The 21,085-nt window shown below is 63.1% G+C and carries 19 protein-coding genes; 8 read left to right on the top strand and 11 right to left on the bottom strand.

The features are described 5' to 3' along the window. The first annotated feature begins 52 nt into the window (after positions 1 to 52). Positions 53 to 901: a Tim44 domain-containing protein gene (locus ACODS9_RS10405; protein ID WP_046857624.1), complete on the top strand. Its 849-nt coding sequence runs from the start codon at positions 53 to 55 to the stop codon at positions 899 to 901. Positions 902 to 1,014: 113 nt separating this feature from the next. Then, on the top strand, positions 1,015 to 1,422 hold the full coding sequence (locus ACODS9_RS10400) for an SMI1/KNR4 family protein (protein ID WP_023629684.1): 408 nt from the start codon (positions 1,015 to 1,017) through the stop codon (positions 1,420 to 1,422). Between the two features lie 143 nt (positions 1,423 to 1,565). Here ACODS9_RS10400 and ACODS9_RS10395 read toward each other — a convergent pair whose 3' ends face one another. After that, positions 1,566 to 3,326, bottom strand: coding sequence for a cation:proton antiporter (locus tag ACODS9_RS10395; RefSeq protein WP_046857625.1), 1,761 nt, complete (start codon positions 3,324 to 3,326; stop codon positions 1,566 to 1,568). A gap of 326 nt (positions 3,327 to 3,652) precedes the next feature. Here ACODS9_RS10395 and ACODS9_RS10390 point away from each other — a divergent pair, with 326 nt between their 5' ends. Then, positions 3,653 to 4,138 (top strand): acyl-CoA thioesterase, encoded by a 486-nt coding sequence (locus ACODS9_RS10390; protein WP_217867714.1) that lies wholly within the window; start codon positions 3,653 to 3,655, stop codon positions 4,136 to 4,138. Here the strand turns inward: ACODS9_RS10390 and pdxY are convergent. Continuing rightward, complete coding sequence (pdxY, locus tag ACODS9_RS10385) at positions 4,135 to 5,007, bottom strand: pyridoxal kinase PdxY (RefSeq protein ID WP_046857627.1); 873 nt, start codon at positions 5,005 to 5,007, stop codon at positions 4,135 to 4,137. The two genes, ACODS9_RS10390 and pdxY, sit on opposite strands and share 4 nt — an antisense overlap. A 120-nt stretch (positions 5,008 to 5,127) precedes the next feature. Here pdxY and ACODS9_RS10380 point away from each other — a divergent pair, with 120 nt between their 5' ends. After that, positions 5,128 to 5,520 (top strand): DUF3301 domain-containing protein, encoded by a 393-nt coding sequence (locus ACODS9_RS10380; protein WP_023629680.1) that lies wholly within the window; start codon positions 5,128 to 5,130, stop codon positions 5,518 to 5,520. Here ACODS9_RS10380 and ACODS9_RS10375 read toward each other — a convergent pair whose 3' ends face one another. From ACODS9_RS10375 to zigA, 3 genes are read right to left on the bottom strand one after another with little or no spacing between them, the layout of a single operon-like run. Then, positions 5,521 to 6,495 carry a CobW family GTP-binding protein gene (locus ACODS9_RS10375; RefSeq protein WP_489093864.1) on the bottom strand — a complete coding sequence of 325 codons (975 nt, stop codon included), beginning with the start codon at positions 6,493 to 6,495 and terminating at the stop codon, positions 5,521 to 5,523. It abuts the gene before it with no gap. A gap of 52 nt (positions 6,496 to 6,547) precedes the next feature. Beyond that, positions 6,548 to 7,165, bottom strand: coding sequence for a DUF1826 domain-containing protein (locus tag ACODS9_RS10370; protein WP_489093863.1), 618 nt, complete (start codon positions 7,163 to 7,165; stop codon positions 6,548 to 6,550). Beyond that, positions 7,162 to 8,370, bottom strand: a complete 1,209-nt coding sequence (zigA, locus tag ACODS9_RS10365; protein WP_489093862.1) for a zinc metallochaperone GTPase ZigA — start codon at positions 8,368 to 8,370, stop codon at positions 7,162 to 7,164. Before zigA ends, ACODS9_RS10370 begins: the two co-directional genes overlap by 4 nt. 109 nt (positions 8,371 to 8,479) lie before the next feature. Between zigA and ACODS9_RS10360 the strand changes: the two genes are divergently transcribed. After that, positions 8,480 to 8,857, top strand: a complete 378-nt coding sequence (locus ACODS9_RS10360) for a hypothetical protein (protein WP_023629677.1) — start codon at positions 8,480 to 8,482, stop codon at positions 8,855 to 8,857. Between the two features lie 24 nt (positions 8,858 to 8,881). Beyond that, on the top strand, positions 8,882 to 9,763 hold the full coding sequence (gene folE2 / locus ACODS9_RS10355) for a GTP cyclohydrolase FolE2 (protein WP_489093861.1): 882 nt from the start codon (positions 8,882 to 8,884) through the stop codon (positions 9,761 to 9,763). Between the two features lie 8 nt (positions 9,764 to 9,771). On the opposite strand, the gene ACODS9_RS10350 is transcribed toward folE2, so the two are convergent. Beyond that, positions 9,772 to 10,299 carry a DUF3617 domain-containing protein gene (locus ACODS9_RS10350; RefSeq protein ID WP_401108026.1) on the bottom strand — a complete coding sequence of 176 codons (528 nt, stop codon included), beginning with the start codon at positions 10,297 to 10,299 and terminating at the stop codon, positions 9,772 to 9,774. Between the two features lie 129 nt (positions 10,300 to 10,428). On the opposite strand from ACODS9_RS10350, the gene cls reads away from it, so the two are divergent. Further along, the gene (gene cls / locus ACODS9_RS10345; RefSeq protein WP_489093860.1) at positions 10,429 to 11,868 is read left to right on the top strand and encodes a cardiolipin synthase; all 1,440 of its coding nucleotides are present in this window, start codon (positions 10,429 to 10,431) and stop codon (positions 11,866 to 11,868) included. Positions 11,869 to 11,907: 39 nt separating this feature from the next. Here the strand turns inward: cls and cfaB are convergent, their stop codons facing one another. Beyond that, positions 11,908 to 13,092, bottom strand: a complete 1,185-nt coding sequence (gene cfaB, locus ACODS9_RS10340) for a C17 cyclopropane fatty acid synthase CfaB (RefSeq protein ID WP_489093859.1) — start codon at positions 13,090 to 13,092, stop codon at positions 11,908 to 11,910. 215 nt (positions 13,093 to 13,307) lie between these two features. Between cfaB and lpdA the strand changes: the two genes are divergently transcribed. Further along, positions 13,308 to 14,708, top strand: coding sequence for a dihydrolipoyl dehydrogenase (gene lpdA, locus ACODS9_RS10335; protein ID WP_489093858.1), 1,401 nt, complete (start codon positions 13,308 to 13,310; stop codon positions 14,706 to 14,708). 85 nt (positions 14,709 to 14,793) lie between these two features. Here the strand turns inward: lpdA and hcnC are convergent, their stop codons facing one another. The 4 genes from hcnC to ACODS9_RS10315 form a co-directional block, all read right to left on the bottom strand. Then, complete coding sequence (hcnC, locus tag ACODS9_RS10330) at positions 14,794 to 16,044, bottom strand: cyanide-forming glycine dehydrogenase subunit HcnC (RefSeq protein ID WP_401108036.1); 1,251 nt, start codon at positions 16,042 to 16,044, stop codon at positions 14,794 to 14,796. 2 nt (positions 16,045 to 16,046) lie between these two features. Then, on the bottom strand, positions 16,047 to 17,441 hold the full coding sequence (gene hcnB / locus ACODS9_RS10325) for a cyanide-forming glycine dehydrogenase subunit HcnB (protein ID WP_367857484.1): 1,395 nt from the start codon (positions 17,439 to 17,441) through the stop codon (positions 16,047 to 16,049). Next, positions 17,438 to 17,752: a cyanide-forming glycine dehydrogenase subunit HcnA gene (gene hcnA, locus ACODS9_RS10320; RefSeq protein ID WP_401108038.1), complete on the bottom strand. Its 315-nt coding sequence runs from the start codon at positions 17,750 to 17,752 to the stop codon at positions 17,438 to 17,440. Before hcnA ends, hcnB begins: the two co-directional genes overlap by 4 nt. Positions 17,753 to 17,964: 212 nt before the next feature. Then, entirely contained in the window at positions 17,965 to 20,964 is a 3,000-nt protein-coding gene (locus tag ACODS9_RS10315; protein ID WP_489093885.1) for an autotransporter domain-containing protein, read from the bottom strand. Positions 20,965 to 21,085: the final 121 nt, after the last annotated feature.

Below are 21,085 nucleotides of genomic sequence, written 5' to 3'. Positions count from 1 at the left end.
TCATGTGCACCATGACGCGCGTGCAATCCACACAAACGGGAATCCCCAACTTATGCAACGTTTTCTTAGCATCGCTCTGGCGCTCTGCGTCGGCCTGACGCTGAGCCTCGACGCCAACGCCAAGCGCTTCGGTGGCGGCAAGAGCTCGGGCTCCGCGCCTATCCACCAGACCCGCCAGGCAACCCCGACCACCCCTGCCGCCGCCCCGACCGCGCCAGGCCGCGCACCCGCTGCCGCCAGCGGCGCCTCGCGCTGGCTGGGCCCATTGGCCGGCCTCGCCGCCGGTGGCCTGCTGGCCTCCATGTTCATGGGCGACGGCTTCGATGGCATGCAGATCCTCGATTTCCTGATCATGGGCCTGATCGCCTTCCTGGTCTTCCGCTTCATCGCCGCGCGCCGCCGCCAGCAGCAACCGCAACACGCTGCAGCCGGCCATGCCCCGTACCAGCGCGAAGCCCAGCCGCAGGCCGCCCCGCAGTCGATCTTCGGCGGTTCCGCCGCACCGGTTGCCGCGCCTGCGATCAACGCCCCGGCCTGGTTCAACGAAGCCAGCTTCCTGGCCGCCGCCCGTTCGCACTTCCAGTCGCTGCAGCAGCACTGGGACGCCAACGAGATGGACAAGATCGCCGAGTTCGTCACCCCGCAGATGCTCGAGTTCCTCAAGCGTGAACGCGCGGAACAAGGTGAAGGCTTCCAGTCCACCTACATCGACGACCTCGATGTGCAACTGGATGGCGTAGACGACCGCGCCGACCAGACCGACGCCACCCTTACCTTCCGTGGCGTGTCGAAGACTTCGCGCTTCGATCAGGGCGAAGCGTTCAGCGAAAGCTGGCACATGGTTCGCGCCCAGGGCGAAAACCAGCCTTGGCTGCTGGCCGGTATCCGCCAAAACGGTTAACCGTCGCACGTTGCAGAAAAAACCCCGGGCCTGTCCCGGGGTTTTTGCTTTTGCCAGAGCGGCCTACTAGGGTATAACGCGCAGCGTTGTCATAAGGTCAGAGGATGTGAACCGTGGAAGAAGTGATCGAACAACTCCGTGAAGCCAACGAGCCGGTACCGGTGCCGCTGGAACTGCCGGACGAGGATCAGCTGGTCGAAATCGAGGAAGAGCTGTTCATCAACATCCCCTTCGTGTTCAAGGAATACCTGCTGACCGTCAGTGACGTGGTGTACGGCAGCCTCGAGCCGGTGACCGTGACCGACCCGCAATCCCACACCTACCTGCCGGAGGTGGCGGCCAATGCCTGGGACGCCGGCGTGCCCCGCGACCTCATCCCGATCTGCCAGGACGGAGACGATTTCTACTGCGTCGAAGAGGACGGCACCGTGGTGCTGTGGTCCGGTGAAGAGGAAATCGTCACCGAGGAAAGCTGGGAATCGGTCTGGCACTGGGCGCGGGATGTCTGGCTGGAAAGCTGAATGAGAAATACCCGCACAAAGTGATGGCTTATAGCTACCAATCACTCGTAGAATCGCCAGGCTCTCTGCGCCTGGCGACACTGCTACCGCTCCATCCCCTCGGACGACGGTGAAATCTTGCGCAGAAAGCGTTATCCGCTCCCTCAGTGCGAATGATCGCGGCTGTTCTCCAGCGTCTCCAGCAACGCCACCTGCATTCGCGTATGCACACGGATCAGCCAGCGCCACAGCAGCGCCACCACCACCGCCGCCACTACCGCGATGATCAGCAGCAGTTCGCTGGTGGGCAGAATGCTCGCCGACAAGGCTGACAGCAGCAGGAAGATCACCAGCAGTGACAGCAGCGGAATCACCTCGGCGATCACCCGTCTTACGCGCTGGGTATGTCGCCCCGCCATCTCCGGCTTGACGCCCATCTCTGCCAGCAGCATCGACAGCGCCTTGAGCTTGCGGTACGCGGCAATCAGGAACGGCAACGACAGCAGCAGCGCCGCGCCCCAGATCAGCGCCTTCTGCTGACCGGCGTCCGTCACCCATTCGCTGAGCCAGACGCCGATACGCCCGGCGAAATAGCCGCCACTGAAGAAGATCGCGATCACCAGTGCCAGGTTGACCCCAACCTGCAACAGGATGCGCCGGATCATCGCCGCCAGCATGGCCCCCTCGCCTTGGGGCTGGATGCTACGCAACCACTCGCCGTACAGCGAAAGCACCCGTGCCAGGCGACTGGGTACCACCTTGCCCAGCTTGATCGACAACGGGTCGGCAGCGCGGATCAGGTAGGGCGTGAGCAGGGTGGTGATGGCCGATACCGCCACCGCTACCGGGTAGAGGAAGTCGCTGGTGACCTGCAGGGTCATGCCCAGGGCAGCGATGATGAAGGAGAATTCGCCGATCTGCGAAAGCCCCATCCCCACACGCAGCGAAGTGCGTCCGTCATTGCCGGCAATGAACGCCCCCATGCCGCAGGAAAGCATCTTGCCCAGCACCACCGCCAGGGTAATGACCACGATCGGCCAGGCGTATTCGAGCAGGATCGACGGGTCGATCATCAGGCCGATGGCCACGAAAAAGATGGCACTGAACAAGTCGCGCACCGGCTCGATCAGGCGCTCGATCTTCAGCAGCTCGCGCGACTCGGCCATGATTGCGCCGATCAGGAAGGCACCCAACACCATGCTGTACTCGAGCTTGACCACCAGCAGGCAGAAGCCGAAACACAGGCCCAGCACGGTAATCAGCAGCATTTCGTTGCTTTCGAACTTGGCCACATAGGCCAGCAGCCGCGGCACCAGCAGGATGCCGATGACCAGCGCGACGATCATGAACAGCGACAACTTGCCCACGGTCGAGAACACCTCGCCGGAGCTCACCGTGCCGCTGACGGCGATGCCCGACAGCAGCGCGATGATACCGATGCCGAGAATATCCTCGACGATCAGCACGCCGAAGATCAGTTGGGCAAAGCGCTCGTTCTTCATCTTCAAGTCGTTGAGCGCCTTGACGATGATTGTGGTCGAGGAAATCGCCAGGATCGCCCCGAGGAACAGCGAATCCATGGTGTTCCAGCCGAACCAGCGGCCGATCTCGAAACCGATCCAGATCATCAGGACGATTTCCAGGAAGGCGGCGATGAACGCCGTGGCGCCGACCTTGAACAGCTTGCGCAGGCTGAACTCCAGGCCCAGGCAGAACATCAGGAAGATCACTCCCAGTTCGGCCAGGGTCTTGATGGTGTCTTCGTCGTGGATCAGCCCGAACGGCGGCGTGTGCGGCCCGATGATGAAGCCAGCGACGATGTAGCCCAGCACCACGGGCTGCTTGAGGCGATGAAAGAGAATGGTGACCACCCCGGCAACCAGCATGATCACCGCCAGATCCTGGATGAAGCTGATGGCATGCATGGCGTGTTACTCCTTGTTTTCGATGCTGGGGGCGAACCGCTCCTCTGCCGGGAAGACCCTGGGCGCGGAGCAGGCACATACTGTTGTGATTGACGCGAAAGCCCACGTTGCATGGGCGTCGTCAGGTTAACATCGCGCCTTGCCGCAAATTGCCAATGCAATATGCAGAAACAGATCGGCAGATTCGACACCGCCGATGGCAATATTGGCGTGACGATGGAGCGTCAGCCGACGTCCCGTACCAGGATGGGAAACCTCAAAGAGGGGAAACAGAAGTGTCTGCAGATACCCGCCCCGATACCGTGCAAATTCACCGTGAGCTCTCTATGGAACCTGGAAACGCCCAGCTGACCATGACCGTCCTGATGACACCGGACATGGCCAACTTCTCTGGCAACGTACACGGCGGCACCCTGCTCAAGTACCTCGACGAAGTCGCCTATGCCTGCGCCAGCCGCTATGCCGGCACCTACGTTGTGACCCTGTCGGTGGACCAGGTGATCTTCCGCGAACCTGTGCACGTCGGCGAACTGGTGACCTTCCTGGCCTCGGTCAACTACACCGGCAATACCTCGATGGAGGTGGGCATCAAGGTTGTCACCGAGAACATCCGCGAGCGTTCGGTACGCCACTCCAACAGCTGCTTCTTCACCATGGTGGCTGTCGACGATGACCGGCGCCCGGTGAAGGTGCCGCCGCGCCAGCCACAGAGCAGCGAAGAGAAGCGCCGCTTCCTGCAGGGCCAGCAGCGCCGGCAGATCCGCCAGGAGCTGGAGCAGCGCTACCAGAACCTCAAGGCCGACGCCATCTAGTACAACAGGCGCTGCGCCTCGAAGCGTACCCGTGGGTGGGCGATGCGATCCTGGGCCCGCACTAGCTGCAGTTCATAGCTGGCGCAGGCCTGGGTTTCCAGCAACACCTCATGCACGGCGGCGGCGGTGAACTCGAAGGCTTGCAGCCAGTTGTCGCCAAGCAGCACCCGGGCGAGGAACAACCCTGACGTCAGGTCGCCCACCCCTACCGGCTGACGGGGGAACGCCAACAACGGCCGACGCAGGTGCCAGCTGGCTTCGCGGGTCACCAGGAGCATCTCGAAGGCATCGTCCGCGCGCTGTGGATAATTCAGGTGCTTGACCAGCACCACCTGCGGCCCACGCTCCAGCAACCCACGCGCCATGCCCACGCAATCCTCCAGCGACTGCGCGCGACGGCCACAGAAACTGTCCAGCTCGAGCTGATTGGGGCACAGGATATCGGCCTTGGCCACGGCCTGCTCGAGCAGGAACTCACTGACCTCGGCCGGCACGATGCAACCTTTCTCGGCATGGCCCATGACCGGGTCGCACAGGTACAAAGCCCTGGGATTGACCGCCTTGATCCGCTCGACGCCAGCCAGGATCGCCCGCCCCTGCTCGGCACTGCCCAGGTAACCCGACAGCACCGCATCGCAGTGGCCCAATTCGCCGATATTGGAAATGCCTTCCACCAACGCGGGAATTTGCGCAGGCGCAAGCACTTCCCCCGCCCACTGGCCATACTGAGTGTGGTTGGAGAACTGCACCGTGTTCAGTGGCCAGACGTTGACCCCGACCCGCTGCATGGGAAACACCGCGGCGCTGTTGCCGGCGTGTCCAAAGACCACGTGGGACTGAATGGCGAGCAGGTGCGGTGTACGTTTCATGCAGGGCGCTTCCGAAACTGTGTGAAGAAATGTGCGGCCCGCAGTATGAACCTGATTGCCATCTGTACGACAGGCCAGAGACGCAGTTAAGCTGGATCGACCTGTCTGGAGCTTACGCAAATGCTGACCCTGGAAAACCTTTTCGTCCTGATGCTGGTGGCGACCGCAGGCGCCTGGCTGTGGCACAACCACGGGCTTCGCGAGAAGGCCCTGGCTCGGGTCAAGCAGCATTGCGCCAAGCTCGACCTGGAACTGCTCGACGACGCCGTGGCGCTCAAACGCATCGCCTTCGTGCGCGACGCCAATGGCCGAAAGCGCCTGGCGCGCATCTACAACTTCGAGTTCACCGTCACCGGCGAACAACGCCACCCAGGCACCGTCACCCAGTTCGGCGCCCATACCATGCAGATCGAACTTGCACCTTACCCGTTCGAGATCAAGACCCCGCCACGCACCGACAACGTCATCGAAATGCAGCAATGGCGCCAGGAACATAACCGCTGGCGCAATTGATCAGCCAGCAAGGTAACTGCTGGCAATGGCTGCCTGGAGCACCTGCACCGGTTGTGGCTGATCGAAGATCAGCTCGATGCGCGAGTCCCTGCGCCATTCGCTGGGGCGCCATTCCAGCGGCCCACCTTCCAGTCCATTGAATGACCGCCACCCATCCATGCTGTGGATAACTCCCTTCGCCCGACGCCACGGCCACTGCTTGAGCACACCACGCAGCACCCTCTCGTCAAAACTCAGATCCGGATGCCAGCGCCAACCGACACTCCAGTCCTCCTGCGCCTGCCGAGACTGGCAGATAGGCTGCCGCGCATCCGTCCACAGCGCGGGCCGTGAGTGTGAGTCATTATCCACAGGCAGGCTGGAAAGATCGGATTGACCTTTTGCGGCAGTGAGAGAAACAGGCAGCTCAGCGAACGGTAACGCGCCATGGTCTGCCCAGACCACTGGAACGCCGGGTAACGTTGCAGTTATCAACAAGCGGGCAGTGTCGTCCACAGCCCCCGCCTTGTTGATCAACACTAACCCAGCCTTCGCCAATGCCACGCGCTGTGGCTCGGGCAAAGTATCGCCCCGGGATAGCGCGGCGGCATCCAGCACCATCAACAGTGGCTGGACCGACAGGACACCGGTCCAAGGCGCCCGCCCCAGTTGCTCCAGCAATTCGAGTGGGTGACCGAGGCCGGACGGTTCGATGAACAGGCGATCCGGGCGCGCCTTGCGCAGCAGGCGGCCGAGCCCCACCTGGAACGGTGCGCCATTGACGCAGCACAGACAGCCTCCCGCCACCTCTCCGATGGCGATGCCCGCCTCATCACGGCTGAGCAAGGCGGCATCCAGGCCGATCTGGCCAAATTCGTTGACCAGCACGGCCCAACGCTCACCAGCCGGTCGTTGCTCCAGCAAGTGACGGATCAGGCTGGTCTTGCCGGCACCTAGCGGGCCGGCGATCACATGGGTGGGGATGTTCTGCAACATGGCTCGGTATCGCAAGGGCTTGATGGCAGTCTATACCGGGGCGTCCGGCAATTCATGCCAACCAGTCCAGGCTCAACAGCAAGCGACGTTCCCCGGCGGGTGTTTGCGGGGACCGGTGGACCAAGCCCGCGCCCTCGTTGCCCAGCCACTTCTCGCCCTTGAGCAGGGCTACCTCTCCCGCCACCAATCGCTGGACGTTATCCACAGGCGGCGGCGCCAGCTGCAACCGGGCACGGTCGATGGCTCCCTCTGGCAGCCATTCGCTACCTGCGCCGGCGTAGGTACTGAGCAGGCGCAATGGCACATGGTCCACATGCATGCGCGGGCACATCGCCCCCTCAAGCACCCGCAGCCGCACTCCCAGGCGCCGAGCACCCAGCAGGCAGGTATAGGCCGCCACCAGCCAGGCCACATCGGCGACGAAGCCATCGTAGCCATGCAGATCGGCGGTTTCTCTGAGCAGCCCGGGCAACGCTGGCGGCTGGCGTTCATCCACCTCGATCACGCGCTCATCGGCCAATGGCTGGCCCAGGCTCAGCACCAGGTTGGCGAAGTCTTCGACCTGGGCCGGCAGGCGGCGCTGCCAGACCGCGAGGTTGACCCCATCCTGGAGAATCTCCGTCATCACCTGGGGTGACTCACCGAAGACCTGGCGGATATCCACAGTCATGCCGCAGCGTCCTCATGCCACGCACCAAACGGGTCCGGCAGGCGCAGCCAGCCCATCGGCCCCAACTCCATTTCCTCGTCATCGAGCAGGCAGGCTTCCAGCTCTGTGGATAACCGAACAAAGTCGATGTTCTGCCCGATGAACACCAGTTCCTGCCGGCAGTCGCCCGCTTCCGCGGACCACTGCTTGAGGATCGCCGCAGTGTTCTCTTCATCCTGCGGCCATTGCTCGCGCGGCACGAAACGCCACCAACGACCAGCCAGGCCATGGCGCATCATGCCCCCGGCCTGCGACCAGCTGCCGGCCTCCTGGAACTTGCTGGCCAGCCAGAAGAACCCTTTGGAGCGCAGCAAGCGGCCGTTGCTCCAGGGCTTGTGGATAAAGTCGAAGAAACGCTGCGGATGGAATGGCCGGCGCGCCTGCCAGGTGGTCGCGGCGATGCCGTATTCCTCGGTTTCCGGCACATGTTCGCCACGCAGCTCCTGCAGCCAGCCCGGCGCCTGCGCGGCCTGGTCGAAATCGAACAGGCCGGTATCGAGGATGCGCGCCAAAGGCACCTGGCCCATCACCATCGGCACGATCTGCGCCCGCGCATTGAGGCTGCGCAGGATGGCGGTCAATTCTTCGCGCTCATGCTGGCTGATCAGGTCGATCTTGCTCAGCAGCAACACGTCGGCGAATTCGACTTGCTCGATCAGCAAGTCACTGATCGAACGTTCGTCACCTTCGCCCAAGGTCTCGCCCCGACTGGCCAGGCTTTCGGCTGCCTGATAATCGCGAAGGAAGTTCAGCCCATCGACAACGGTGACCATGGTGTCGAGGCGCGCCATGTCGGAGAGGCTACGGCCCTGCTCATCGCGAAAGGTGAACGTCTCGGCGACCGGCAGCGGCTCTGATATACCCGTGGACTCGATCAGCAGGTAATCGAAGCGACCCTCGCCCGCCAACCGGGCCACCTCCTCCAGCAGATCTTCACGCAGTGTGCAGCAGATGCAGCCGTTGCTCATCTCAACCAGCTTTTCCTCAGCGCGGTTGAGGCTGACATTGCGTTGCACCTCACTGGCATCGATGTTGATTTCACTCATGTCATTGACGATCACAGCCACGCGCAGGTTGTCGCGGTTACGCAGGACATGGTTGAGCAACGTGCTCTTGCCGGCACCCAGGAAGCCGGACAGCACGGTGACAGGAAGACGGTTGGGCATGACGAACCTCATCGGGCAGGCGCATTCGAAACGATGCATTGCATAATGTTATATTATAACAATACAATTTCGCCAAGCCGTATCGCCGAACGGTTGTCTGGAGAGCGTCATGAAACTACCTGGCGTCATCGCCCTGCTGCTGCTCGTTCATCCAGAGCAGCTCTTTGCCATGCCCACTACCGACCTTGCACGGTGTACCCGCAGCGCAACCTTGCTGGCCTGCCAGGACAGCAAGGGCAACTACTACAGCGTGCGAACCGAGGGCAGCACCTTTTACTTGCGCGGGTATGAAGTTGCGAGCAAGCGGCTGTGGGCACAAACCAACAGCCGCCACGGCGCATTGACGTTTTTTACCGGCCTGGCCAGCGACGGCGAGGCTTGGGTCGGCTACAGCCGGCGTATTGGCTGGACCACGCTGAATCGTGTTTCCAGCTCCAGCGGCCAACGCTTCAACCTGCATTGCAGCCTCATCGGCGGTTGCCAGTGACTTTAACCGTTCAGGATCTCTTCCATGACCAGCCTATCCCTTCCCGATGTCGCCGCCCAAAGCAACCAACAGGCACTGCCGCTGGACTGGGTGGGTATGAGTGGTATCGCCGTCGCGCTGCAACTCGACGGACGCACCGTCACCGCATTTGCCGATGCCGGAGTGAGCCTCGACGATGGTGCTTCACGCGGCATCCACATGTCCCGGCTGTACCTGGCATTGGAGGCGCTGGAGCAACAGCCCCTTTCACCCCCGCTACTACGCCAGATACTGCGGGCATTTCTGCTTAGCCACACCGGCCTGTCCAACAATGCTTACCTGCGGCTGACCTTTGATCATCTGCTCAAACGGTCGGCATTGATCAGCCCGTTGGCTGGCTGGAAGCGCTACCCGGTGACCGTGGATGCAAAGCTGGAATATGAAATGTTCCACGTGGAACTATCAGTGAATGTGCCCTACTCGTCGACGTGCCCATGCTCGGCAGCACTTGCAAGGCAGTTGATCCAGGAGCAGTTCGACAGGGACTTCGCCCACCGGCCACTGGATCGGCGCGGCATTCGCCAATGGCTGGGCAGCAGTGACGGGATCGTCGCGACGCCCCATAGCCAACGGAGCATGGCCAGGCTTCAGGTACGCCTTGCAGGGGAAGCGCTGAATCTGACAGGGCTGATCGACGCGGCGGAAGCCGCGCTGGGCACCGCAGTGCAGACCGCCGTGAAGCGCGCCGACGAGCAGGCTTTTGCCCTGGCCAATGGACAGAACCTGATGTTCTGCGAGGATGCTGCCCGGCGCCTGCACCTGGCATTGATGCAGATTGAGGAGGCGTCGGGGTTCAGCGTGCGCGTGGAACATGCAGAGAGCCTGCATGCCCACGACGCGGTTGCGGTTACTCAACATCGGTGGTGAGCGCTACTTCAACTGCGTGGCTTCACTGTTCCACAGTCGTTGCCCAGCCAGACCGCCCGGGTGTCCATGCTGCCCTGTTGCTGAACACCGGAGGCATTGAACGTGCCGTTGACCTTGGTCAGGAACTCACGGTCGCTGAGGAAGGTGGCCTGGCCGGTACCCTGGGCTTTCGGGCAGCTGAACTGGAACTTCCAGACATTGCCATTACGCTCGGTGATCTTCTGCGTGCAGCCCGATTGCGGGTCCTGCAGGGGGATGTCATTGGTCTTTACCTGCTCGGCGGTCAGGCACGAGCGCACACCCTTGCCGCCCACGGTGATGCCCTGCTTGGCCAGGGCACCTTCCATCATCGCCCGTTGCTCAGGCGGCAGGTTCTTCAACTGGCCGAGCATGAACTCCATGTCTGGCAACGGCTTGCCATCGACCTGCATATTGCTGGTGGTCAGCTCCCACAAGCCGGGTTGCAACATCTGCGCTTGGACCAGCGGGCTACCCAACCCCAGTGCCAGGGCGAGCAATGGCAGACGAATCTTCATGGATGAAAGCTCCTCGAAATACCGGCTCCGGCCGGACTGAGCCTTTAGACGTCGAATTCGCCTGTGGGTTGCAGTGGCCCCCTCGAACGTGGTCTGTTAGCAGCAGTACTCTCGGCAAGCAGGATGCGTATGGATTACCACAGCCCCTACTTTTTCGGTTACGTGCTCGGTCTGATTCACCTGCTCGGCCTGGCCGCCGCGCTGCATGCGGTGTTCACCGTGCGCACCGCCCAAGGTGCGATCGCCTGGGCCATGTCGCTGCTGTTCATCCCCTACCTCACCCTCATCCCCTACCTGGTGTTCGGCGCCCGCTCCTTCTATGCGTACATCCAGGCACGGCGCCAAGCCAACCAGGAAATGCATGTGGCCATGGCCAACCTGAACTGGCGCCCATGGGTGGAGGAAGCGCTGACCGCCCGCGAGTCGGACAGTTATGCCGCCCTGCGCGCCATGCCCAAGCTCGGGCGTATGCCGTGCCTTGCCAACAACGAAGTGAAACTGCTGATCGATGGCTCAGCCACATTCGAGGCGATCTTCTCGGCCATCCGCATGGCGCGGGACACCGTGCTGGTGCAGTTCTTCATCATCCACGACGATGCCCTGGGCAAGGAGCTGCAGCAGCTATTGCTGCGCAAGGCCGCCGAAGGTGTCCGGGTTTTCGTGCTCTACGACCGCGTCGGCAGCCACGCGCTGCCGGCCAGTTACAGCCAGGTGCTGCGTGACGGCGGCGTGCAGATCGAAGCGTTCGCCACACGCCGTGGCTGGTTCAACCGTTTCCAGGTCAACTTTCGCAATCATCGCAAGATCGTGGTGGTCGATGGCTTGCAGGGTTTTCTCGGTGGGCACAACGTGGGCGACGAATACCTCGGGGCACACCCCAAGCTCTCGCCGTGGCGCGATACCCACGTGCAGATAAGCGGCCCGGTACTGGCCTGCCTGCAGGAGTCCTTTGCCGAGGACTGGTACTGGGCCACGCGCCAGCTACCACCGCTGATCCTGCCTGATGCCTACCCCGAAGATGGCGTACTGTGCCAGGCACTGGCCAGCGGCCCGGCCGACCCCCAGGAAACCTGCGCGCTGTTCTTCCTTGAGGCTATTCACTCGGCAAGCAGCCGGGTATGGATCACCAGCCCCTACTTCATTCCCGACGAAGCCATCTTCGCCGCCCTGCGCCTGGCGGTACTGAGGGGCGTCGATGTGCGCATCCTGATTCCCTCACGCCCCGACCACCGCATCGTCTACGCCGCCTCCAGCCTATTCGCCTTCGAAGCGGTGCGCGCCGGGGTGCGCATGTTCCGCTATCAACCGGGGTTCCTGCACCAGAAAGTCGTGCTGGTGGACGACGAGGTCAGCGCCATCGGCAGCGCCAATCTCGACAATCGTTCGTTCCGCCTGAATTTCGAGATCACTTTGCTCACGGTGGATCGTGCCTTTGCCGATCAAGTCGAGCTCATGCTGATGAATGATTTCGAGCAGGCCAGGGAGATCACCGCTGAAGACAGCCGCGACACCCATCGTCTGCAACAGCTGGGGATGCGCATCGCACGCCTGATTTCACCGATCCTGTAGCGCGCAGCGGCGTGCCGGACGAGCACGCCGCTGTACAGGTCAGCGATACAGGTCCTCACGGGTCCATGGCAGGTCGTGGTGACCGTCGGTGTAAGGCTTCACTGCAAGAATCTGATGGAGGTTGATCCAGCCCTTGGTGAAGGCGTAGGCACAACCGGCCAGGTACAGGCGCCAGATACGCAAGGTCTTCTCCGGCACCAGCGCGGCGGCGCGATGCAGCTGGTTCTCGAGGTTCTCGCTCCAGTGGTTGAGGGTCTTGGCGTAGTGCAGGCGCAGGCTCTCGATGTCGACCACCTCCAGGCCCGCTTCGCAAATCCGTGCAGTGATCATCGAGATATGCGGCAGCTCGCCATGGGGGAACACGTAACGGTCGATGAAGTCGCCCGCGCCTCGGCCGACGGGGCGGCCATCGACATGCTTGGCCGTGATGCCATGGTTCATCACCAGGCCACCTTCGCGCACGGCACCGAACAGCCGTTGGCAGTAAAGCTCGAGGTTGGCGTGGCCGACATGCTCGAACATGCCGACGCTGACCACCTTGTCGAAGCGACCATCCTGGGGCAGGTCACGGTAGTCGAGGATCTGCAGGTCGACCTTGTCAGCCAGGCCCTCCTCCTTGACCCGCTGGCGGCCCAGCTTCAGCTGCTCCTTGCTCAGGGTGATGCCAAACACCTTGGCGCCATACTCACGGGCGGCGAAGCGCGCCAGCCCGCCCCAGCCACAACCGACATCCAGCAGATAATCGCCAGCCTGCAGGCGCAGTTTGCGGCACAGATGGTCGAACTTGTCCTGCTGAGCCTGGGCCAGGGTGTTATCCGGCTCCTTGAAATAAGCACAGGAATAGACCATGTCCGGGTCGAGCCACAGTTGGTAGAACTCGTTGGACAAGTCGTAGTGATAGGAAATGGCTTCGGCATCGGTGGTCTTGTCATGAGCAGTGCGTGCCGGCAATGCCTCATCTTCATCCTGCAGCAAGGCATCGCTGAGTTCGTCGCAAACCCGGATGACTTCGCCGATATCACCTTCCAGCTCCAGCTTGCCCTCGACGAAGGCTGATCCCAGCTCGTTGAGGTTGGGATGGGTGAGCTGGGTAATGAGCTGGGGTTCCTTGACCACGATGGTGACTTGCGGGCTCGGCCCCAGATCGAACTGGTTGCCGTCCCACAGCTTGACGCGCAAAGGTAAGTGCAAGCTCTGCAACGCAGGTGGAAGTTGCGCAAGCATTCATGACCCTCCCTTTCGTTGATACGGGACGCCACGCCTTAATGTGTCGGACGTCACCGCATCAGGGTAGTTCATTCGTACGAAGTTTCCGGTAATCACGACCATAGTCTAGAACTATCTGGCGCAGCCTATTCAGCGGATTGTATACAATCTTCCTCACTCAGATTAACCTTGTGCCCTCTTCGCTTCCTCACACTCTCGGAGTAACGAAACCCATGAAATCCTATGACGTGGTGATCATCGGCGGCGGCCCCGGCGGCTACAACGCAGCGATCCGCGCGGGCCAGCTGGGCCTGAGCGTGGCCTGTGTCGAGGGTCGCTCGACCTTGGGCGGCACCTGCCTGAATGTCGGTTGCATGCCTTCCAAGGCATTGCTGCACGCTTCCGAGTTGTATGAGGCAGCCAGTGGCGATGAGTTCGCCCATCTGGGGATCGAGGTCAAGCCGACCCTCAACCTGGGCCAGATGATGAAGCAGAAAGATGAAAGCGTGACTGGCCTGACCAAGGGCATCGAATACCTGTTCCGCAAGAACAAGGTCGACTGGGTCAAGGGCTGGGGCCGCCTGGACGGGGTTGGCAAGGTGATCGTCAAGGCCGAGGACGGCAGCGAAACCACCCTGCAGGCCAAGGACATCGTCATTGCCACCGGCTCGGAGCCCACGCCGCTGCCCGGCGTGACCATCGATAATCAGCGCATCATCGACTCCACCGGTGCCCTGTCGCTGCCCCAGGTTCCCAAACACCTGATCGTCATCGGCGCCGGGGTGATCGGCCTGGAGCTGGGTTCAGTATGGCGTCGCCTGGGTGCCGAAGTGACGGTGATCGAATACTTGGACCGCATCTGCCCTGGCACCGACGAAGAAACCGCCAAGACCCTGCAGAAAGCCCTGGCCAAGCAAGGCATGACCTTCAAGCTGGGCAGCAAGGTGACCCAGGCCACGGCCGCGGCCGACGGCGTCACACTGACCCTGGAACCCGCCGCCGGTGGTACCACCGAAACCCTGCAGGCCGACTACGTGCTGGTAGCCATCGGTCGCCGTCCTTATACCCAGGGCCTGAACCTGGAAAGCGCAGGGCTGCAAACCGACAAGCGCGGCATGCTCGCCAACGACCATCATCGCAGCGCGGTGCCAGGCATCTGGGTGATCGGCGACGTCACCTCCGGCCCGATGCTGGCGCACAAGGCCGAAGACGAAGCGGTGTCGTGCATCGAGCGCATCGCCGGCAAGGCCCATGAGGTCAACTACAACCTCATCCCGGGCGTCATCTATACCCGCCCGGAACTGGCCAGCGTCGGCAAGACCGAAGAGCAGCTCAAGGCCGAAGGCCGTGCCTACAAGGTCGGCAAGTTCCCCTTCACCGCCAACAGCCGCGCCAAGATCAACCATGAGACCGAGGGCTTCGCCAAGGTCATCGCCGATGCCGAGACCGATGAGGTGCTGGGCGTGCACCTGGTCGGCCCAAGCGTGAGCGAGATGATCGGCGAGTTCTGCGTGGCAATGGAGTTCTCGGCCTCGGCCGAGGACATCGCCCTCACCTGCCACCCGCACCCGACCCGCTCCGAAGCCCTGCGCCAGGCGGCGATGAATGTGCAAGGGATGGCGATGCAGATCTGACTGGACCTTTCAGCACCGCCCGTGGGAGCGGGCTTGCCCCGCGATTGCGTCATGCCTGTCAACGCGATCGCGGGGCAAAGCCCACCTAGCCATGAGCCCGCTGTTTATCCCCGGCGCTGTGGAAGCGCGACGCCAGGAACGGCGTGATATCCAGCGGCAGCGCCTCATTGTGGACAACCTTGTCCAGCAACACGCCAGTAATCGCCGAGGTCAGAATCCCGGTACGGAAATGTCCACAGGCGTTGAAATACCCTTGGACATTATCCACAGGCCCCAGAATCGGCAGCTCGTCCGGTGACCCAGGCCGCAGGCCGGCCCAGGTGCGCTTGAGGTTCACCTGCGCCAGCTGTGGCACGCAGCGGATCGCCCCCTGCACCAAGCCGTTGATCTCCGGGAAGGTATTGGTGACATCAAAGCCCTTCTCCTCGGTGGTACTGCCGATCAGGATCTCGCCGTTGTCCTTCTGTGCCATGTAGCAATCGCTGGTGGTGATGCAGCCATCGAGCAGCTTGGGCAGACGCTCGGTCAGCACGATCTGGCCTTTCACCGGCTTGACCGGAATGCTCTCCCCGGTCGCCCACTCGCTCAGTTCCGCCGCCCAGGCGCCAGCGGCATTGATCAATGTACCGCAATGGAACTCACCGGCTTCGGCGGTGCGCACGCCCTTGATCCGTGAACCTTCATGCAGCACGCCGGTGATGTTCACGTTCGGATACAGGTCGACGCCGTTCTGCCGCGCCGCCTCCATGAACGCATCGCCCAGGCGGAACGGGCTGACCTGGTGATCACAGAGAAACTCCAGCGCGCCATTGGCCTTGAGCGTCACCGCCGGCTCCGAAGCGCGCAGCGCGTCGCGGTCGAGCCAGCGCACCTGGTCGGCCAGGTGCGGGATCTGTTTGACGATGTGCTCGGCGTACAGCTGGTCCTCTTCATCCTGGATGATGTACTTGAGCCCGGTGCGCTCGAACTTGAAGTCCATGCCGTGGCGTTCGATCAGTTCCTGGTGCAGCTGTGGATAAATCGCATTGGACTGCAAGGCGAAGTCGAAGAAGCATTCCGGCAGGATGTGCGGTGTGCTCGAATCGACCACCACCGCCGCGCCATTGGCCTCGCGCTTGCTGCGCGAGGACATCATGCGGAAGAAGATCACCCCGCAGCCCAGCCCCACCGATTCGCCGATGGCCCACAGGCCGCCGGCCGAGGCGCGAGTGGCATTGCCCGGGCGCTTGCAGTCGATCAGGGCGATCTTCAGGTTGCTGCGCTTGGACAGCTGGTAGGCGCAGGACGCGCCGATCACTCCACCACCGGCGATGATGATGTCGTAGTGCTTGTTCATGTTCAGGCCTCCGTGCCGAGTTGTTCGAATGCGGAAAACGGGATCGGGTCCACCGGGAAGCGCGGGCGCAGCCAACCCACGTCCTTGCGCCCGGTGGCGCTGCGCAGACGGTCGCTGCAGTAACCGACGCACATGCGCCCCTGGCAGTCGCCCATGCTCACCCGGGTGCGCATCTTCAGGCTGGCCATGTCTTGCACACCCTGCTCCAGGGCCAGATCGATCTGCTCGCGAGTCACGTGTTCGCAACGGCAGATCACCGTGTCGGCCTGTGGCAGTGCCACCTGCGCGGCGCCACGGGCGGTGTAGCGCTCAACCCCGGAACGGAAGCGCTTGATCGCCGCCAGCTTGCCCAGGTAGCGCTCACGGCGCTCGATCGCCTGCTCGGCATCGAGCTTGCCCATCTGCTGGAGCATCGAAACCGCGGCGATGCGCCCGGTCAGCATGGCCGCCTCACCACCGCGGATCCCGGCCATGTCGCCCGCCAGGTGAATGTTCGGCTGGCTGCTTTGCTGCCACACGTTGCATTCGGCGCGCAGGTAGCCGTCCTCGCTGAAACCATGGGCCAGGCCCAGTTGCTGGCTGAGCTGGGTACGCGGGATGAAGCCATAGCCCACTGCCAGGGTGCGCACCTGCTCGCGCTGGACACGGCTCATGTCCGGTTGCCAGTCCTGGGTGTAGGGCGCGACCTCGACTTCCTGCAGCTCGCCCTCCCCCGTGGCGCCCACCACGCCCCAGCCGTAGTGCATGGGGATGCCGTTGAGCTTCATGTAGGCGAGCATGCTCAGGCCATCGAGGAACAGCTGTGGCTTGTTCATCAGCGCCAGGCTTTCCTTGGCGATGCGGTTGAACGAGCAGGCCTCGTACACCCCCGCCACCTTGGCACCGGCGGCGTGCAGCTGGCAGGCGACCAGTGGCAGCAAAGGCCCGGTGCCCGCAATCAGGGTACTGCCCAGTGGCTTGACCACACCGCTCTTGATCTGCAGTTGCAAACCACCGAGCAGGATCACGCCCGGCAAGGTCCAGCCAGGGAACGGCACGTTGCGTTCATGGCAACCGGCGGCCAGCAGCAGGTGGGAATAGTCGATCTCGTGCAGGCGCTCGTCGCCATCGAGGACCATCAGTCGCTGCTCGTCACCGCCCACCACGCGATGGTTCAGTCGCAGGTCGATGCGCTCGGCGCAGGCGGCGAAATCTTCGTGCAGCTTGGTCAGGGCCTTGGTGTAGCGCGGGCCCAGGTAGCCCAGGTCGACGCCGGCGCGCAACGGGCCACGATAGACCACGCCACCGGGGCGCGAGGCTTCGTCGAACAGCAGGCAATCCACGCCATGTTCGGCCAGCTCGATGGCCGCGCCCATGCCGGCCGAGCCGCCACCGACGATCACAGGACGAAGGCTCATGGATGGGCCTCCTCGTGCACGCGGTTGACCTCGGTCTCGATGCGCATGCCCGGTTTGACGATGGTCTGGCAGGCGCGACGCTTGGGACGCCCGTCGATCTGCACCAGGCAGCAATGGCAGATACCCATACCGCAGTAGGCGCCGCTGAGCTGACCATGATCGTTTCGCGCCAGCTGGCGCAGGCCAACGGCGTTGAGCACGCTGAGTACGGTTTCACCGGCACTGGCGACTGCGGGCAACCCATTGACCAGGAGAGTCATTTCATTACCTTCCAATGGCTGGATATCGTGCTTTCGTTGCAGCGTCTGCATTTCCTGTCGTCCTTGATGACTGATGGGTCGGGGGACGTTAGGGCAAACTCAGGGAGAAAACATTGATCCATGCCAGACGCTGGTTGTAGAAACGTCCTACAACGACAAACTGCTACGGATTTCACATTGCGCCGAAAATGCTTCCCTGCAGAACTTAAAAGCCCCCGCGAATGCAGGGGCCTTTTTGACTACAAAGCACTGAGACCTTAGTGTCAGAACGCCCAATCCAGGGTCAGGCCGACCCCGTGGCTCTTGTCGCGACTACCCAGCAATCCGTTGTAGTCCAGGTTGACCCGGGCCTCGCGGCTCAGGGCGATCCCCACCCGTGCACCGACCACCGCCGCATCACGATCCAGTGACAGCGCCTGAACCTTGTAGGTATCGCCCTGGCCCGCGAACGCCAGGTGCTGGTCGGCCCCGGTGGAGCTCAGGTTGTGCTGCCAGCCCAGGGTAGCGGCAAGCTCGACCGCCTGGCCGCTGGACAACTGCAGTTGCTTGCCGGCCCGCATGCCCAAGGTCGAGAGCCAGGCATCGCGGTTATCCTGCCCCCCCTTGAGCGCGGCAGCGCCGCCATGCTCCCTGAAGCTGTCGCTGGCGATATGCACGTAGGCCAGATTGGCGAACGGCTCCAGCGCCACGCTCGGCAGTTCGACCTTCCAGGCCGCCTCGCCGAACACCTGGGTGCTCTGGGCATCGCGCTTGCTCTTCTGACGATCGCTGACCTCGTTGTACTGCAATTCGCGCTTGGTCTCGATACGGTGCCAGCTGTGGCTGGCGCCCACGCTCAGGCGCAGCTGCTCCAGTTCCTTGCCGGCATAGGCGCCCAAGTGGTAGCTGTCGACGCTGGCCGAGGAATGACGGCCATCGCCCATGCTCAGCGAGCTGTCGCTGTAGCCGGTGAAGACGCCGACACGGGTGTCCTCACTCATCTGCCCGTCAACCCCCAGCAGCATGCCGCCAATCGAGCTGCTATAGCGCGCATGTCCGGAATCACCGTCGGCCTTGCCCCAGGCGCCCAGGGCCTTGACCCACAGGCCGTTGTCCTGGCCTTCCACACCCTGTAGCCGGGTACGCTCGCCCACGGCGTCGCGCAACTGGCGGCTGTCGTTGAGCAGCAAGTTACCCACCGCCGGGTGGATTTCGCCGGACAGCTGATCGAATGCCTGCTGGGCGCTGGCGGCATCGGCCGACAACAGCAGGCTCTCGTAGACCGGGTTGCCCGCGCCGAGCCGATCGGCCGCCGCGGCCACCGAACGCTGGTTGGCGGTCAGGCCGACACTGGCGAACGAGGTGGCATTACGCTGCACCGCCAGCCGCACCCCACTGCCGGTATACGCCAAGCCGCCACCGAGGAACAACGCGTTGGACTGAACTTGGGCAAAACTGCCTTGCACGCCGCCTGCGGCATCCAGGATGTCGAACTGCCGGCCCACCAGGCTGGTGGCTTGCTGGGACTGCAGCGAAACGCCAGGGTTCTGCAGGTCCAGGGCCAGGTTCGCACCGCCCACGGCTATCTGGCCGTCGCTGACCAGACGGTCGCTGCCAGTGCTGTCCACCTCCACCGCATAGGTCGAGCCTGGCTGGAAGGTCACGTCGGAAGCCACGCGCAAGGTGCCAATGGAGTTGCCGGGCGCCACCACGCCGCCGCGATTGACCACCAGCGCGCCGATCCGGCCATTGCCGCCCAGCACGCCGCCGTCGTTGACCGTCACGGTCGATTGCAGCGAACCATTGACCGCCAGCCGCCCCTGGTTGACCAGCGTCGGACCGGCGTAAGTGTTGTTACCGCTGAGCACCAGGGTGCCGATGCCCTGCTTGGTCAGGCCGCCATGCCCGGAAATATCGTTGCTCCACAGATCCAGCACGCAGCTCAAATCGTTGCAGCGCCTTTCGGTAGGCCTGCCAGCATCCACCAGGGCGCCGACACCCGGCAGATCAGCGACGAACTGGCTCGGGCCGTAGCCGCCGGCGATCCGCAACTCCTCGGGAATGTCCTGCTCGGTAACCAGCATGCCGGGGCCGCGGATACCCTTGTCCAGGTTGATCATGCCCCAGCCATACAAGGAATCGATGCCGGGCGCGCCCATGTCGGTGGCAGTGGTGCGCAGCACGCTGGCGATCTGCGCGCCGCTCATGTAGGGGAAACGCTCCATCAGCACCGCCGCTGCGCCAGCGGCATGGGGCGCGGCCATGGAGGTACCGTTTTTGTTGGCGTAACCCTGGGTCAGGTCCTCCAGGCTGGTACCACCAATCACCGCGCTGTAGATGCGGGTGCCGGGGGCCGATACGCAGAAGCTTGCGGTATAGCCGCAGCGCGAAGAGAACGTGCTGATCACGTACGGGTTGGCGCTGCTGGTGTCGGGGTTCTGCTGCAACGCCGCCACGGTCATCCAGTTGGGGGCGATCTCCGGTACGAAATAGCCCAGCCCGGCAATCGCATCGGGGTTGTTCAGGTTGTAGTCGTTGCCGGCGGCAAAGATCGTCAGGACCCCGCTGCGGGCGGCGGCGATGGCCCCGTCATAGGCGCCACCGGGCAAGGTGCCCAGCAGCGGCTGGATTTGCGCGAACTGCGCCCGGGCATCGTTCACGGTGAAATGCGGGAAGTCCGGATTGCGCCCGCCCTTGGCGAAGCGGTCGGTGATGCCGATGCCCCAGCTGTTGTTGATGATCCGCGCGCCGCTGGCCACCAGGCTGTCCCAGCCGGCCTTGTAGACCGCGCCATCGTTGCCCAGGACGATGCCATCCTCGGGGCCGGGGTCGCCGTTGTCGGCGCTGATGATCTGCGCATTGAAGGCCACGCCATGCATCTCCACGCCGTCACGGTTGCCGGCGGCGATCCCGCCGACGTGGGTGCCATGGGAGCCGAGCTTGCCATCCGAACCTACCGACGGGCTGCCGTCGTACCGGAAGGCATCGCCGGCTTTCACCGGAATATAGGGGTCGGTGTACTGGCGAATGCCACTGGTGACCAGGGTCACGATCTTGTCCTTGCCGGCGAACTCAGGGTGCGCGGCGTACACCGGCTGGTCGAAGATCCCCAGCTTCACCCCCTTGCCGCTGTAGCCGGCGGCATAGGCGCTGTCGGCGTGGATCGCCCCCAGCCCCCAATCGGCCTTGAATTCGCTGCTGCGCCAGCTGCTGGCGTCGCCGAGGCGGCCACTCTCCACATAGGGCGCGGCCTGGGCCGTGCCCATCAACGCCGCCCAGCCCATCAATACCCGCCCCAGCGGCGCCAGGGCCCAGCCCTGCCCAAGTGCGCTGTCATCCTGTCTGACTCGCTTCACTACGACCTTCCTTAGTTGTATGGATTGAATACCGCGTTGGTCGAACTCC

It is taken from the genome of Pseudomonas sp. FG36 (genome assembly GCF_057809275.1).
Note: the sequence above shows the minus strand (reverse complement) of the source record. Positions and strands in the feature narration are given on the sequence as shown.